General features: G+C 67.4%; 13 protein-coding genes and 4 tRNA genes. 3 read left to right on the top strand and 14 right to left on the bottom strand.

Annotation, left to right across the window (positions count from 1 at the left end; genetic code table 11):
* Positions 1-4: 4 nt before the first annotated feature.
* Complete coding sequence (gene recG, locus H2037_RS00395) at positions 5-2,092, top strand: ATP-dependent DNA helicase RecG (RefSeq protein ID WP_292116189.1); 2,088 nt, start codon at positions 5-7, stop codon at positions 2,090-2,092.
* A 453-nt stretch (positions 2,093-2,545) separates the two neighbouring features.
* Positions 2,546-3,580 (top strand): serine hydrolase domain-containing protein, encoded by a 1,035-nt coding sequence (locus H2037_RS00390; RefSeq protein WP_365832624.1) that lies wholly within the window; start codon positions 2,546-2,548, stop codon positions 3,578-3,580.
* Positions 3,581-4,661: 1,081 nt separating this feature from the next.
* On the opposite strand, the gene H2037_RS00385 is transcribed toward H2037_RS00390, so the two are convergent.
* The 5 genes from H2037_RS00385 to H2037_RS00365 are packed head-to-tail and all read right to left on the bottom strand — an operon-like array spanning position 4,662 to position 8,685.
* A complete protein-coding gene (locus H2037_RS00385) occupies positions 4,662-5,456 on the bottom strand; it encodes an MBL fold metallo-hydrolase (RefSeq protein WP_292116184.1) in 795 nt (264 codons plus the stop codon).
* Entirely contained in the window at positions 5,453-6,235 is a 783-nt protein-coding gene (locus tag H2037_RS00380; RefSeq protein ID WP_292116181.1) for a TatD family hydrolase, read from the bottom strand. Before H2037_RS00380 ends, H2037_RS00385 begins: the two co-directional genes overlap by 4 nt.
* Positions 6,235-7,227 (bottom strand): DNA polymerase III subunit delta', encoded by a 993-nt coding sequence (locus H2037_RS00375; protein WP_292116178.1) that lies wholly within the window; start codon positions 7,225-7,227, stop codon positions 6,235-6,237. Before H2037_RS00375 ends, H2037_RS00380 begins: the two co-directional genes overlap by 1 nt.
* The gene (gene tmk / locus H2037_RS00370; RefSeq protein WP_292116177.1) at positions 7,224-7,856 is read right to left on the bottom strand and encodes a dTMP kinase; all 633 of its coding nucleotides are present in this window, start codon (positions 7,854-7,856) and stop codon (positions 7,224-7,226) included. The genes H2037_RS00375 and tmk overlap by 4 nt, the downstream gene beginning before the upstream one ends.
* A 37-nt stretch (positions 7,857-7,893) precedes the next feature.
* The gene (locus H2037_RS00365) at positions 7,894-8,685 is read right to left on the bottom strand and encodes a septal ring lytic transglycosylase RlpA family protein (protein ID WP_292116175.1); all 792 of its coding nucleotides are present in this window, start codon (positions 8,683-8,685) and stop codon (positions 7,894-7,896) included.
* Between the two features lie 128 nt (positions 8,686-8,813).
* Between H2037_RS00365 and H2037_RS00360 the strand changes: the two genes are divergently transcribed.
* Positions 8,814-8,900, top strand: a tRNA-Ser gene (locus H2037_RS00360).
* A gap of 11 nt (positions 8,901-8,911) precedes the next feature.
* On the opposite strand, the gene H2037_RS00355 is transcribed toward H2037_RS00360, so the two are convergent.
* From H2037_RS00355 to H2037_RS00315, 9 genes are all read right to left on the bottom strand, one after another.
* Complete coding sequence (locus tag H2037_RS00355; protein WP_292116171.1) at positions 8,912-9,868, bottom strand: rhodanese-related sulfurtransferase; 957 nt, start codon at positions 9,866-9,868, stop codon at positions 8,912-8,914.
* A gap of 28 nt (positions 9,869-9,896) precedes the next feature.
* Positions 9,897-9,973 (bottom strand) — tRNA-Arg (locus tag H2037_RS00350).
* An 18-nt stretch (positions 9,974-9,991) separates the two neighbouring features.
* Positions 9,992-10,297 (bottom strand): ETC complex I subunit, encoded by a 306-nt coding sequence (locus H2037_RS00345; protein WP_292116170.1) that lies wholly within the window; start codon positions 10,295-10,297, stop codon positions 9,992-9,994.
* Between the two features lie 77 nt (positions 10,298-10,374).
* Positions 10,375-10,451: transfer RNA gene (locus H2037_RS00340), tRNA-Pro, on the bottom strand.
* Positions 10,452-10,496: 45 nt separating this feature from the next.
* Positions 10,497-10,976: a DUF192 domain-containing protein gene (locus H2037_RS00335; protein WP_292116167.1), complete on the bottom strand. Its 480-nt coding sequence runs from the start codon at positions 10,974-10,976 to the stop codon at positions 10,497-10,499.
* A 24-nt stretch (positions 10,977-11,000) separates the two neighbouring features.
* Complete coding sequence (locus H2037_RS00330) at positions 11,001-11,525, bottom strand: cold shock protein (RefSeq protein ID WP_292116946.1); 525 nt, start codon at positions 11,523-11,525, stop codon at positions 11,001-11,003.
* Positions 11,526-11,774: 249 nt separating this feature from the next.
* Positions 11,775-11,849, bottom strand: a tRNA-Glu gene (locus H2037_RS00325).
* Between the two features lie 97 nt (positions 11,850-11,946).
* Positions 11,947-13,758: a single-stranded-DNA-specific exonuclease RecJ gene (gene recJ, locus H2037_RS00320; protein WP_292116165.1), complete on the bottom strand. Its 1,812-nt coding sequence runs from the start codon at positions 13,756-13,758 to the stop codon at positions 11,947-11,949.
* A gap of 40 nt (positions 13,759-13,798) precedes the next feature.
* Entirely contained in the window at positions 13,799-14,260 is a 462-nt protein-coding gene (locus H2037_RS00315; RefSeq protein ID WP_292116163.1) for a hypothetical protein, read from the bottom strand.
* Between the last annotated feature and the right edge of the window lie 63 nt (positions 14,261-14,323).

The raw sequence follows: 14,323 nt of genomic DNA, 5'->3' as shown, positions 1-14,323 counted from the left end.
GGCGATGCGTCCGCAGATTCTCTTTCCCCTGTTCGCCGAGGTCTCCAGCCTTAAGGGCGTGGGCCCCCGCGTCCTGCCCCTGGTGCAGAAGGTCGCGGGTCCGCTGGTGCGCGATCTGGTCTTCCTCAGCCCCTCGGGCGTCGTCGTGCGCCGCCCGATGGAGGCGGCGACCGCCGTGGACGGCGAGGTCGGGATTTTCGAAATCGTCATCGACCGCCTGTTCGTCCCCAGCCGCCCTGGCGCCCCGCTGAAGGTTCGCGCCAGCGACCCGACCGGCTTCGTCCACCTGGTCTGGTTCGGCGGCTCGCCCCAGCATATCGACCGGCTGCTGCCCCGCGGCGAGACCCGTCTGGTCTCGGGCAAGGTCGAGCGGTTCAACGGCGAGGTCCAGATCGTCCATCCGGACATCGTCACCCTGGACAAGGCGGCCGACATCCCGGCATCCGAACCCGTCTATCCGGCGACCCAAGGCCTGACGTCGCGCCAGCTGCGCAAACTGGTCCAGGCCGCCCTGCCCGCCGCCCCCGACCTGGCCGAATGGCAGGATCCCGCCTGGCTGAAGAAGCAGAACTGGCTGGGCTGGCGCGCCGCCATCGAGGCCCTGCACGCCCCGACTGGCGAGCCTGACCTGTCGCCCGACGCACCCGCCCGCCAGCGCCTGGCCTATGACGAATTCCTGGCCCATCAGCTGGCCCTGGCCCGCCGCCGCCGTGCCCGAGAGATCAAGCCGTCGCCCGTCATCACCCCCGGCGCCGCCTCCGACCACCTGCTCCAGGCCCTGCCCTTCACCCTGACCAACGCCCAGGCCCAGGCCGTCGCCGAAATCCGCCGCGACCTGGCGTCCGGCAAACAGATGGGGCGGCTGCTTCAAGGCGACGTCGGCTCGGGCAAGACCGCCGTCGCCGCCCTGGCCCTGGCCGACGCGGCCTCCAGCGGCTTCCAGTCCGCCCTGATGGCGCCGACCGAGATCCTGGCCCGCCAGCATTACGAAAAGCTCGGGCCGCTGCTGGAGGCGGCCGGCGTCACCTCCGTCCTGCTGACCGGCCGCGACACCAACGGCCAGAGGCGCGAGAAATTGGCCGCCCTGGCGTCCGGTCAGGCCCAGGTCGCCATCGGCACCCACGCCCTGTTCCAGGACGCCGTCCGCTTCGACCGCCTGGCCCTGGCCGTCATCGACGAACAGCACCGGTTCGGCGTCAGCGAGCGCCAGCGGCTTCAGGCCAAGGGTGATCCGCGCATCGGCGCCGTCCACCTGCTGACCATGTCGGCCACCCCCATCCCCCGCACCCTGGAACTGACCCAGTACGGCGAGCTGGAAGTCAGCCGCCTGATGGAGAAACCGCCGGGCCGCACTCCCGTCACCACCGCCGTCGTCCCCCTGGCCCGCATCGGCGAGGTCGCCGCCCGGCTGAAGACCGCCCTGGACGCCGGCGCCCAGGCCTATTGGATCTGCCCCCTGGTCGCCGAATCCGAGGCCATAGACCTCGCCGCCGCCGTCGACCGCGCCGACGACCTGCGCCGCCTGCTGGGGGTCGAGGTCGGCCTGGCCCACGGCCAGATGCCGGGCGCCGAACGCGAGGCCGTCATGGCCGACTTCGCCGACGGCCGCATCCCCCTGCTGGTCGCCACCACGGTGGTCGAGGTCGGGGTGGATGTGCCCAACGCCTCCATCATGGTCATCGAACACGCCGACCGCTTCGGCCTGGCCCAACTGCACCAGCTGCGCGGCCGCGTCGGCCGGGGCTCAAAGGCCAGTTCCTGCATCCTGCTGTACGGCGGCCAGGACGGCGCCCTCGGTGAGACGGCGAAAGAACGTCTCGAAACCCTGCGCCGCACCGAGGACGGCTTCGTCATCGCCGAGGAGGACTTCCGCCTGCGCGGCGGCGGCGACCCCCTGGGCCTGAAACAGAGCGGCTTCCCCGCCTACCGTTTCGCCGACCCGATCCGCCACCGATCCCTGATGCTGGCCGCCGCCGACGACGCCCGCCTGATCCTCAACCGCGACCCCGACCTGGCGTCCGAACGCGGCCAGGCGGTGCAGGTGCTGGAGGAGCTGTTCGACTGGAAGGGGCACAAGGCGGGGACGGATTGAGCGGTGCGGCCATGCCCACGCACCATACCCGGGCCCAGACCCCACGCCCTCGCCGAAGCCCCAGCGCCAGCCCCTATCCGAACCGGCACAGTGCCAGCAGCAGCCCATCCTCGAGGCCGACACCCCACACCCCACGCCCGTCATCCTAGGCCTTGTGCCTAGGATCCATAGACTCAGACGTCAGAAGCGACCGCACATCCGCCGCCCGCGCCCCACGCGACACACCGGGCGTATGGATCCTAGGCACAAGGCCTAGGATGACGGTGATCAGACCTGCCCCGCCAAGTCTGCTGATGTTCCAAATGTCGGCTCTGGGTCGAAACGCTGGATTCCGTCTTCGACCCTTCTCGGACGTTGAGTCCAGTGGCGCCAGGAAGTGCATTTGGTTTGCGGCGGCTTCGAAGCCTGTCTAACTTCGCTGGACGCCCGGATGGGTCGTGGGGAACTCAGACGATGCGGCTCATCTCGCGGATATTTGCGCTCTGTCTCCCACTTTTGCCTTTGCCCGCTGCGGCACAGAACTCTGACGCAGGGGTCGCTGCAATGCGATCTCGCTTGGAAAGCGAAGTTGGCTACGCAGGCGTCTTCGGGGTCGCTCACGGGTCGTCACTCTCGATCGCGGCCTTGGGAGATGTGCGATCTGGTCAGCCGCATGAGACCGGAGAGGTGTTCCGTTGGGCTTCGGTGTCCAAAATGATCACGGCCATCCTGATCTTCCAACAGGTCGATGAGGGACACATTGCGCTGGATGCGACGGTCAAGGCGTACCTTCCGGACGCTCCGATACCGAACGCCGACCGCACCACGATCCGGCACCTTCTGGCCCATCGCTCGGGTTTAGCAGGGCAGGCCGATACGCCCGCTGGCCCGCCCGGCGACCTACTCCAGTATTGTCAGGCGACCGCTGCCGATCCCGGCTCCACCTTCCTCTACAACAACTGCGACACCATCGTTCTGGGCAAGGTGCTTGAGGCGGTCGTTGGCGAGCCGTATCTGACGCAGGTCAACCAGCGCATCGGGGCGCTGCTTGGTTTCGTCGTGGCTCTGCCGGACGAGCCTCGCGTTGAGGCAACTATGGAGGACGGCACCGTTGAGCAACCCGCCTGGCCGTCGGCCTACGGGCCAGCCGGCGGACTATACGGCACGGTCGAGGATCTGCTGAAGGTCAATGTCGCCCTGATCGAGGGTCGGCTGATTTCCGCGACCTCGCTGGCAACCATGCTGACTGGCGACCCTGCGTCAGGCTATGCGGCGCTCAGCGTCTGGTCCTATTCGCCCGACCTTAAAAGCTGCATAGGCAAAACCCGATTGGTCGAACGCTACGGCGAAATCGGCGGGGTTCAGGTGCGGAACTTTCTAATGCCCGATCTCGAAATCGCGCTCGTGATCTACTCCAATGATCACCGTACGAACTTTGGTGAAGTCTGGCGTGGCGAGGGTCTGTCGATCGATTTGATCCGGGCCGCAGTCTGCGGTGCTCCTGGCTGATTGGATGGAGCCCAGATCAGTTGGGTTGGTGAGGGCCTACAACCGAGCAGCGGTCGTTGCTGAAGATGGGAGGCGTCCAACGTCTGCTAACAACCCATAGCCTTCCCTCGATGGGTCAGCTTCAGGGCGTTGGACCGAACGTCTGCTTTCCGCCAGGAAGGCCGTGACCGCTTTCGACCCTTTGCGGACGTCAGCTCCCTGAGAGCTCAGTGCGCGGCAGCCCGCTCGAAGTCGCCCAGGCCAAAGCGAGGTGTGGCGCAGGCGCTCGTGGACATTTTGCCGCCCTGCCTCTTAGCGAGAACGAGAACGTCTCGTGACTGATCGAAATCTATGCCGCACGTAGCCCCCCAAGAGCCGGGTGCATGCGCGATCCGCTGAACGTCTTGGTGAGTTCCCTTCAGCGTGCGGAAGACAGCAAACTCGGTGATTACGTAGCCGTCGCGCCCCGTTACAGAGGACGTTGCCTTTCCTACGAACGCGACGTCGGCGAAGCCGAGTTGATCGTCGGCGCTTCTCCAGTTGGGGCAAGAGCATGCCCACGCCACTCCGGCGATCAGCGCCGATGCGGTAGCACAGATTAGCGTAATTATGATGCGCATGCCCACACGTTAGCAGGCGCACGGTGTTCACTCAAAGTCCGCATCCCACCCCGAGCAGACGTTCGACACGTCGGCTTTCCAGCACGACCCTGTTGAATGCCAGTATGAGGAGAGAGGTCGTATAGATGAAGCAAGGAAGACCAACGAAGGTCACCTCCCCTAATTTCCCGAACCGAGACCAATCCTTTCAACGCCCTAACACGCCCAAACCGCCATGGGCCCAACACGCATCCAGACTGTGTTAGCCTCGTCTTCCGGTCTTTGAAATCGGGCTCGCGCCGCAGTCCCCTGCGACGTCCGCCCTCCATCAACGCCACAGCAGACGCTCCCTGGCGCGTTTGGCGTCTTTGACGCCTTTGGCGCCCTGTTTTCGCGCCAAACGACCGGCCTCAGCCGATCCTGACACCGCAGCCTGCGCGCCCTGGCGCATTTGGCGCTTTGGCAGGTTTGTCACCCTGCTTTTATGCCAAACCTGCCAAATCTCAGCCGATCACCCGGCTCCAGCCGTCGAACCCGACCTCGACATTCGCCGGAACGATCGCCGACAGTTCCTTGTAATCCATGTCGATATGCAGGTTCGTCAGCACGGCCCGCTCCACATCCGCCGCCGCAATCCACTCCAGGGTCCTGTCCAGATGGGCATGGGTCGGATGGGGGGTGTAGCGCAGGGCGTCGACGATCCAGATCTGGCAACCGGCCACGGCCCGGGTCGCCGCCTCGTCCAGGTCCGACACGTCGCTGGAATAGGCCATGTCGCCCAGCCGATAGCCGACCGACCGGATCGGGCCGTGCCCCTGATCGAAGGTGACCACCGGGATCGCGCCCCCGGGCCCCTCCACCGACCAGGCCGTCCCGTGCGGCGGAATGACCTGGGCGTCCAGCAGCGGCGGATAGCCGAACTTGCTCTCGAAGATATAGTCGAACCGGTGCGACAGAGACGTCAGGGTCGCCGCGTCCATCCAGGCCGGAATCCGCTTGCGCGCCCGGGTGGCGAAGGTCCGCAGATCGTCGATCCCATGGGTCTGGTCGGCGTGGTCGTGGGTATAGAGGACCGCGTCTATATGCCGGGTCCCGCTGGCCAGCATCTGTTCGCGCAGGTCCGGCGAGGTGTCGATCAGGATGTTTGTGACGCCGTCCGGCCCGGTCTTGCGCGCCAGCATCGAGCAGCGCATCCGCCGGTTCCTCGGCTCGGCCGGGTCGCAGACGCCCCAGTCGCCGTCGCCACGCGGCACCCCGCCCGACGATCCGCTGCCCAGGATGACGACTTCGAAACTCATACGGGCCTCGGTATCCGATCAAACAGGCCGAAGAAGGCCTCGGTGGTCCTCTGGTCCGCCTCCTCGGCGCTCCAGCCCCGGATCTCGGCCAGCTTGTCCAGCACATGGCCCACATAGGCCGGCTCGTTGCGCCGCCCCCGATGCGGGATGGGCGCCAGATAGGGGCAGTCGGTCTCGACGATTATACGGTCGGCGGGCATGTCCCGGATCACCGCCCGCACATCTTCCGCCGCCTTGAAGGTGGCGATACCCGAAACCGAGAACCAGGCCCCCAGTTCCGCTGCGATTCCAGCCAGTTCGGCCCCGCTGGTGTAGCAGTGCATCAGCATCTTGAACGGCCCGGCGGCCTGCTCTTCCCTCAGGATCGCCCCCATGACCGCGTCCGCCTCGCGCGTATGGATCACCAGCGGCAGGCCGGTCTCCCGCGACGCCGCCGCATGCTGGCGGAACACCGCCGCCTGAACCTCGCGCGGGCTCAGGTCATAGTGGAAGTCCAGGCCGCATTCGCCGATCCCGACCACCTTGGGCCGCTGGGCCAGTTCGACCAGGGTCGTCGCCGCCAGATCGGCCGCGTCCTTGGCCTCATGCGGATGGACCCCGACCGTGCACCAGATGTCGTCATGCGCCATGGCCAACCCGTGGGTCGCCTCGAAGGTCGTCAGCCGGTCCGAGATCTCGACCATCAGCCCGACCCCGGCCGCCCGCGCCCGTTCGATGACTGCGTCGCGATCCTCGTCGAACTGGGGGGCGTGCAGGTTCACATGGCTGTCGATCAGCATCAGCCCATCCGTTCGTGTTGCGCCTGAACCCGCTTCAGGTCGGCCAGAGCCCCGGCCAGCACGTCGGCCCGGTCCAGGTTCAGCCCCGCCGCCCGTTCCGGCAGCGGCTGCAACCGCTCCCACAGCTCGGCCCAACGATTGGCCGCGCCCGGCCCGCTCGCCAAGGCCCGCATCCGCACCGCGGCGATCAGCCGATCCATCAGTATGTCGAACCGCTCCTGCCCCTCGGCCCCCCGGAACTTGTCGGCGACGGCCAATGCCTCGGCCCGGTCAACGTCGCCCTCGACCCAGCGGCGCGCCAGCTGGTCCATCTCGAAGGTCGCGCCGGACGCCAGGGCCAGGGCCGCGCCCGGCGATCCCCCCGCCATGGCCGCCGCATGCTCGGCCTCCTCCCGCTCGGCCCCGGTCCGGTCGCGCACCAGGGTTTCCAGCCGCTCGGGCGTCCAGATCGGAAAGCTCAGCCGCCGGCAACGCGACCGGATGGTGGCCAGCAGCCGCCCCGGCGCATGGGTCACCAGAAACAGAACCCCTCGCTCCGGCGGCTCTTCCAGAACCTTCAGCAAGGCGTTGGCGGCGTTCAGGTTCAGGTCGTCGGCGGCGTCGATGATGGCCACCCGATGCTGGGCCTGTGACGGGCTCTTGGAAAAGAACTCGGGCAGGTCGCGCGACTGATCGACCGAGATCGACTTCTTGATCTTGCCGCCCTCGATCAGCCGTTCCAGCACCAGCAGATCGGGATGGGACTGGGCCGAGATCAGCCGGCTGACGGGATCGTCGCGACGCGTCCCTAGCGGACCGCGCGCCGGATCGGCAGCCGCCCCCAGCAGTCGTCGCGCCGCGCGATAGGCGAAGGTCGCCTTCCCCGCGCCTTCGACCCCGCACAACAGCCAGGCATGGTGCAGACGACCCCGCTCCCAGGCGTCCAGAAAGGCCGCCTCCGCCGCCGCATCGGGGACCAGGTCGAACCGGTCGCGCGGATGGTCGTCGCTCACAGCAGCCGATCCTGGACCGCCCGCCACACCCGCGCCTCGACCTCGTCCAGCGACCCGGTGGCGTCGATCCGCACGCACCGTTCGGGATGGGTCTCGACGATGCGCAAGAACCCCTCACGCAGCCGCTGATGGAACTCCAGCCCCTTGGATTCGAACCGCGTCTCCAGCTGGCCGCGCCCAAACGCCCGCTCCAGCCCCACCTCGACCGGCAGGTCGAACACCAGGGTCAGGTCCGGCTGGTCGGCGCCGACCACGGCCGCGTCGATCTGTTCGATAAAGCTCTGGGCCACCCCGCCCCCGGCGCCCTGATAGGCGCGGCTCGAATCGGCGAACCGGTCGCACACCACCCAGTCGCCGGCCTCCAGCGCCGGGCGGATGGTCCGCTCAAGATGGTCGGAGCGCGAGGCGTACATCAGCAGGGTCTCGGTCATCGCCGACCAGGGCTCGGCCTCGGTCGCCACGACCAGGTTGCGGATCGCCTCCGCCCCTTTCGAGCCGCCCGGTTCGCGCGTGCGCACCACTTTTCGGCCTTCCAATAGAGGCTCCAGCCGTGCGACCAGCCGCGCGACCTGGGTCGACTTGCCGGCGCCCTCGCCGCCCTCGAAGCTGATGAACTGTCCACGGGTCACGGGCGCACAATGGCGACCGCGGCGCGGGAGGCAAGCCTTAGCCGCCGGATATCAACAGGGCGTCCGCATATCCGCGCGCCACGACCGCCTGACGGGCGGTCTCGGCCGAATTGGCGTCGACCCAGGGCCCGACCAGAACGCGCCATCCGCCTGTGTCATTGGCCGCCACCGTCGCGCGTGCGCCCAGACGCTCGGCGATTCGCTGCGCCGACCTCTGGTCCGAGAACGCCCCGGCCTGGACCCAGAAGGAACGGCCGGTGGTCACGGCGACCGGCGTCGCCGCGGTAGCCGTCGCCACCGCCGCCTGAGCCGGTTGCGCCGCCTCTGCCCGCAGCACCGTCCCGCCGCCCAGCCGGGGCGCCCGGCCCAGATAGCGGACCCGCACCCGCGCCACGCCCTGACGCCGCATGTCCAGTTCGTCCGCCGCCTCCCGCGACAGGTCGATGATCCGCCCGTCCACGAACGGCCCGCGATCATTGACCCGCACGACGATCCGCCGCCCGTTCGTCAGATTGGTAACCTCGACCAGACCGGGCAACGGCAGGGTCTTATGGGCCGCCGTCAGCTCATGCATGTCGAACCGTTCGCCGGTCGAGGTCGGCCGCCCATTGAAGGCGTCGCCGTACCAGGAGGCCATTCCAACCTCGTCATAGTTCGGCTGTTCCTTGGGCGTGTACCAGCGTCCGCGCACCTGATAGGGCCGCATCGTCCCCGACACGATCGGCGCCGGATCCTTGACCACCGGGATCCCGCCCCCGCCCCGTCCGCCGCCGAACGTCGAACAGGCCGCCAGCAGCGAGAACAGCCCCATCGCCAGGGCGCGTCTCATCCATCGTCCAGCCGTCATCAGCCTCGCCTTCGTCTTCACTGTAAAAACAGGATGACCGAAGACATTTCCGCTTTGGTTAATGAGGCCTTCGCCTGCTATGGCGTCCGCCCGACCGGGCGATCCGGCAAGGAAGTGTGGCCGAGTGGTTTAAGGCACTGGTCTTGAAAACCAGCGACGGTGAGAGCCGTCCGTGGGTTCGAATCCCACCGCTTCCGCCGGCGCCCCGTCAGCCGTCGTCCCGCCGCCCCAGGTGATCGAGGCCGCGCTGCCGGGCCAGCTCGATCTGTCTCTGCCGCTCGGCGTAGCGCAGGCGCTGGGCGTCGTCGCGGGTGTCGCGGCAGCGGTCGCAGCAGACGCCTTCGATGAAATGAGGCGAGGCGCGGCCCTCGGCGTCGACGGGCATGCGGCATCCCCGACACAGGACATGGTCGCCCTGGACCAGGCCATGGCCGACCGAGACCCGCTCGTCGAAGACGAAACAGTCGCCGCGCCAAAGGCTGTCGGCCGGCTCGACCTCCTCAAGATAACGCAGAATGCCGCCTTCCAGGTGATGGACGTTCTCCACCCCCTCGGCCTTCAGGAAGGCCGTCGACTTCTCGCAGCGGATGCCGCCGGTGCAGTACATGGCCACCCGCCGGGGCTTGCGCTCCTCCAGCAGGGCGCGGCCCTCGGTGCGGAACCAGTCGGGGAAGTTGCGGAAGCTGTGGGTGTTCGGCTGCACCGCCCCGTCGAAAGCGCCGATCTCGCCCTCGTAATCGTTGCGGGTGTCGATCACCAATGTGGTCGGATCGGCGATCAGGGCGTTCCAGTCCTCTGGCGGGACATAGACCCCCGCCTGCCGCGCCGGATCCAGATCCGGCTGCCCCATGGTGACGATCTCGCGCTTGATCCGCACCTTCAGCCGCAGGAAGGGCATGTCGCGGGTCCAGGCGTATTTGACCTCGAGTTCCTCGAACCCGGGAACGGCCCTGATCTCGGTCAGGACCGCCTCGACGCCTGATTCAGGGCCGGCGATGGTCCCGTTCAGCCCCTCGGTCGCGACCAGCAACGTCCCCTTGACCGTGTTGGCCTCGCAGGCGGCGTGCAGTCGATCCCGCACCGCCTCGACGTCGGCGATCACAGCGAAGCGATAGAGGGCGGCGACGCGGATCTGGCGGGGGCTGGAGGAAACAGGGTCTGTCATGGCGTGGCTTTCAGCGCCGCCTTGAACGTGGCGCGCCCTGCAGGACTCGAACCTGCAACCGTCCGCTTAGAAGGCGGGTGCTCTATCCGGTTGAGCTAAGGGCGCTCGGCAACGAGCCGGGCGTCAGTGCGTCCAGGGCTGTTTGCGATTGGTGGCGAAATTGTCGGCATAGGCCTTGATGATCGTCGGGGCTTCGTGCGGCTCGTGCAGCCGGAACGGAATGCCATGACGTTCGGCGTAGGCGATGGCCTCTTCCTTCGAATCGAAGGCCAGGCGCACCTGACCGTTCATGTCCGACGAGCTGGTCCAGCCCATCAGCGGATCGAGGGTGCGTGCCGACGCCGGTTCGAACTCGAGGCGCCAGTCGCGGCTCTTGGCCTTGCCGGACTGCATAGCGGTCTTGGCTGGGCGGTAGATGCGGGCGAGCATGGCGAAATCCCTAGTGATCGGCAGGTCCTGCGACCTGCCATAACGCGCGCCGGACACGGAATCCAGCGGCCGTCCATTGGTCGGGGCGAGAGGATTCGAACCTCCGACCCTCTGGTCCCAAACCAGATGCGCTACCAGGCTGCGCTACACCCCGGACCGAACGGAGCGCTCTATTGGCACTTCGCGACGCGATCCGCAATCAAGGCTTGAAATAAGGATGCAAAACCTTGTCGCCGGGCTGGGCGCCGATTTCCTGGGCTCGGCCCGCCCGCAGTTCCAGCACGCCGTTCGCCGCCCCGTTCGAGGGGATCGGGGCTTGTGAGAAGGGCGTCGCGTGAGAGGCGATGGAGACGATCCGCCCCTTTGGATCGATATAGAGGATGTCCAGCGAACTGGGCGTGTTGCGCATCCAGAAGCTCTGTTCGCGCGGCGCCTCACCTGGCCACTGGAACAACATGCCCCGGTCGGCCTCCAGGGGCGGGCGGAACATCAGGCCGCGCTGGCGCTCAGGCTCCTCGTCGGCGATCTCGACCCAGAAGGCGTGTTCGCCGGACGCCGTGACCACGGCCAGCCGCTGCAAGGGTTCGCCGTTCGGACCTTCAGGAACCTTCGCAGCGCAGCCCGCCAAGGCGATCGCCGCCAGCCCGGCCATCAGAAAACGTCTCGTCGCCTCGATCATACGCCCATCCCTGGGCCGACCGGATCAGTCGCCCGTTCTGATTTCGGCGACCACCAGTCCCTTGGGACCGCTGGCGAACCGCACCTGCACCACATCCCCCGGCGCCAGGTCGTCAAGGCCGCACCGCCGAAGGGTTTCGACATGGACGAAGATATCGCCGGGCGCACGCTCACGCACGACGAATCCGTAACCCTTGGTGCGATTGAACCATTTCACCACCGCCCGCTCCAGGGCGTCGCCGACATCGAGCAGGGGCGCGCCAGTCTCGGCAGCGGGCGTCGGACGGCGCACGACGACGCTGGGATCGCCGGCCCCCAGATCGTGAATCTCGATCGCCTGCCACCCCTTGGATCGCTTGACGCAATCGCAGATTATGGACGCGCCTTCGTCGGCCGTTTCCCGGCCAGTGTCGCGCAGGCTGGTGATGTGCAGCAGCACATCCCGCAGCTCGGTCAACGTCGGGTCATCCGGCACGATAAAGCCGTAGCCCTTCGCCGGATCAAACCACTTCACGCGCCCGACGACACGAACGGTCTCCGCCGTTTCCATCCCATCGTAATCAGACAAATTCGAAACCCCCGTCCGCTCCTCTTACGGACAGATTACGTTTAACACTGTTCCGTGAATCTTTGGAAAGGTCAAAAATGGGGAGTGGGGCCTGAAACTTGCCCCAGTTAGTAGAAACGTTCCAGTTGTGTCGCCTGAAAGACACCACCTGGGACGACTTCTTCGCGCGCCCGACGTTGAGAGGTAAAAAGCTCCGGGCGGCCTGTAGGCTCGGCCCGATATCATCCCGCGTGGCAGTCCCTAGGGGAGTCGAACCCCTCTTTTCAGGTTGAAAACCTGACGTCCTAACCGATAGACGAAGGGACCGCTGCGCGGGAGAGCCGGCGATATAGCCGCGCCCTTGGATGGGTGCAAGCGCGGATTTCGAGTTTTTTGCGACGCCTGGCGCAGCGCCAAACCGGCGTCAGACCATGCGGGGATCGGCGACGTCCTCGATCTCGAACTGCACGCCCCTACGGCCGTTCCAGTCGTCCGCCTTCAGACGACCCACGATATTCAGCCCCCCCTGCCCGCTCAGCAGCGCCTGCCCGGTCGGCAGGTCGGCGCAGCGCCAGGCCACGGCCCGCACCGAGGCGCCGTCGGGTCCGACCAGCCGACAGCGGACATGGCCTCCGTTCATCTGTATCGGCTCCCGGGCCTGAACCCCGCTCAGGGCGAAGACCGGCTCGGGATTGGCGGGACCGAAGGGCGCCAGCCGCTCGAACGATTCGAACAGGGCCCGAGTGGCCGCACCGGGGTCGATCAGGGCGTCGATCTCCAGCGCGTCCATAGCGACCGCCTCGACCCGTTCGTCAGCGAGGCGGTCGTTCAGGAAGCGGGTCAGTTCCTCCAGCCGCGCGCCTTCCATGGTCAGACCCGCCGCCATGGCGTGACCGCCGCCGGCCAGCAGCAAGCCGTCCTCCCAGGCCGCCTGAATGGCCCGGCCCAGGTTCATGCCGGGCTGCGACCGGCCCGATCCCTTGCCCAGACCGGTGACTGGATCGATCCCGACGACGACGACCGGCTTGCGCCAGCGTTCGCGCAGACGGCCGGCGACGATGCCCACGACGCCGGGGTGCCAGTCCTCGCCCGCCACCACCACCAGAGCCGTATCGTCGGCATGGGCGCCGGTCGCCTCGACCCGGCGGACGGCGGCCTCAGTGACCGCGCGCTCGACCTCGCGACGCGACAGGTTCAGCGCGTCCAGTTCCATCGCCAGCGCCTGGGCCTCGACGGGATCGTCGGTCGACAGCAGGCGCGCGCCCAGATCGGACCGACCGATCCGCCCGCCGGCGTTGATGCGGGGCCCCAGGATGAAGCCCGCGTGATTGCTCTTGGCCGGTCCCTGCTCAGCCCCGGCCGCCTCCAATAGGGCGCGCAGACCCGGATTTTTCCAGTCGCTCATCACCTTCAGCCCTAGGCTAGTCAGGGCGCGGTTGAAACCAGTCAGGCCGGTGACGTCGCAGATGGCCCCCAGGGCCGCGAGATCCAGCCATTGGCGAATGTCCGGCTCGGGCCGGTCGGCGAACAGGCCGCGTCGCCGCGCCTCACGATTCAGCGCCGCCAACAGGACGAAGACTACCCCCGCCGCCGCCAGATTGCCCTGCCCCGAAGCGCAGCCCGGCCGGTTCGGATTGACAACCGCCAGGGCCTTGGGCGGCTCGCTGCGCATCAGATGGTGGTCGATGACCACGACCTTCAGGTCGATGGCCGCCGCATGGGCCAGGGCCTCGTTCGCCGCCGCCCCGCAATCGACCGTCACTACCAGATCGGCGCCGACCGACTTCAGCTTGTCGAAGGCCTGGGCGCTGGGGCCATAGCCCTCGGTCAGACGGTCGGGAACATAGATGGGAAGCTCCGCCCCCATCGCCCGGAACCAGCGCACCAGCAGGGCGGCGCTGGAAGCGCCGTCCACATCATAGTCAGCGAAGACATGAATCCGCGCCTGCGCTTGCAAGGCGTCGACGATGGCTGTGGCGGCGGCGTCCATATCCATGAAACTGGACGGATCGGGGAACAGGGCCCGCAGGGTGGGGCTCAGAAAATCGACGGCCTGGTCGGCGCCCACCCCACGCGAAGCTAACGCCCGGGCCAGCGGCTCCTCCAGATCCAGCCCCTGGATCAGGGCGCGGATCGTCGCGGCTTCGGCGGGGCGCTCGCGCCAGGTCCGACCGGACAGGGACTGAACCACCCCCAGGAATGCACTATTGATCTTGAAGCCGCCGTCGTCCGCCATCGTCGTATCATCCGGGGATTCTCGTCCCCCGGCGACAGGCTCATTCAACCCGACGCCGATCGACCGGCGGGGGCGCCTTGGCCCGGTCGCGTAGGCCCTGGGCGAAGGCGTCGATCTCGGCCTGGGTGCGTAGGGAATCCGGCGAAACCGGCACGGCCTCGACCTGGGCGCGTGTCTCGGCCGCCAGGGTTTCGGCGTCGCCCAGTTTCCATTCGATTCGCGCCACTTCGCCGCCCAGAGCCTCGCCTCGGTCCTCTAGGGTTCCGACCTGGGCCGCGACCTGGGTCGCCGCCGGCAGATCGGTCGGGGCGGCGGGGAAATTCTCCCAGCTGGGATAGTGGCGATTGGCGTCGACCAGAGCCTGGACCCGCGGCGCTATGGGCGAGGTCGGGTCGGTTCTGGGGGCGAATGATCCCGCGCATGCCGCCAACACCCCCATCAGAGGCGCCAGACAGGCGATCAAGGCCCAAAGCCTAGTCTTTTTCGAAAAGTGCGCGTTCATGTCGGGGTCGGTCTTATGCCATCATCCCCCTCTGCGGAAGAGGATGGCGTCGAACCGGCGCTC

The sequence above is a fragment of the Brevundimonas sp. genome, assembly GCF_013912065.1.
Classification (GTDB): Bacteria; Pseudomonadota; Alphaproteobacteria; order Caulobacterales; family Caulobacteraceae; genus Brevundimonas.
This window is presented reverse-complemented; position numbering and strand designations above follow the sequence as displayed.

Bases quoted from the DNA above. Each gene is read 5' to 3' on its own strand.
- recG (WP_292116189.1), top strand. From the start codon at position 5: ATGCGTCCGCAGATTCTCTTTCCCCTGTTCGCCGAGGTCTCCAGCCTT.
- H2037_RS00390 (WP_365832624.1), top strand. From the start codon at position 2,546: ATGCGGCTCATCTCGCGGATATTTGCGCTCTGTCTCCCACTTTTGCCT.
- H2037_RS00385 (WP_292116184.1), bottom strand. From the start codon at position 5,456: ATGAGTTTCGAAGTCGTCATCCTGGGCAGCGGATCGTCGGGCGGGGTG.
- H2037_RS00380 (WP_292116181.1), bottom strand. From the start codon at position 6,235: ATGCTGATCGACAGCCATGTGAACCTGCACGCCCCCCAGTTCGACGAG.
- H2037_RS00365 (WP_292116175.1), bottom strand. From the start codon at position 8,685: ATGAGACGCGCCCTGGCGATGGGGCTGTTCTCGCTGCTGGCGGCCTGT.
- H2037_RS00355 (WP_292116171.1), bottom strand. From the start codon at position 9,868: ATGACAGACCCTGTTTCCTCCAGCCCCCGCCAGATCCGCGTCGCCGCC.
- H2037_RS00345 (WP_292116170.1), bottom strand. From the start codon at position 10,297: ATGCTCGCCCGCATCTACCGCCCAGCCAAGACCGCTATGCAGTCCGGC.
- H2037_RS00335 (WP_292116167.1), bottom strand. From the start codon at position 10,976: ATGATCGAGGCGACGAGACGTTTTCTGATGGCCGGGCTGGCGGCGATC.
- H2037_RS00330 (WP_292116946.1), bottom strand. From the start codon at position 11,525: ATGGAAACGGCGGAGACCGTTCGTGTCGTCGGGCGCGTGAAGTGGTTT.
- recJ (WP_292116165.1), bottom strand. From the start codon at position 13,758: ATGGCGGACGACGGCGGCTTCAAGATCAATAGTGCATTCCTGGGGGTG.
- H2037_RS00315 (WP_292116163.1), bottom strand. From the start codon at position 14,260: ATGAACGCGCACTTTTCGAAAAAGACTAGGCTTTGGGCCTTGATCGCC.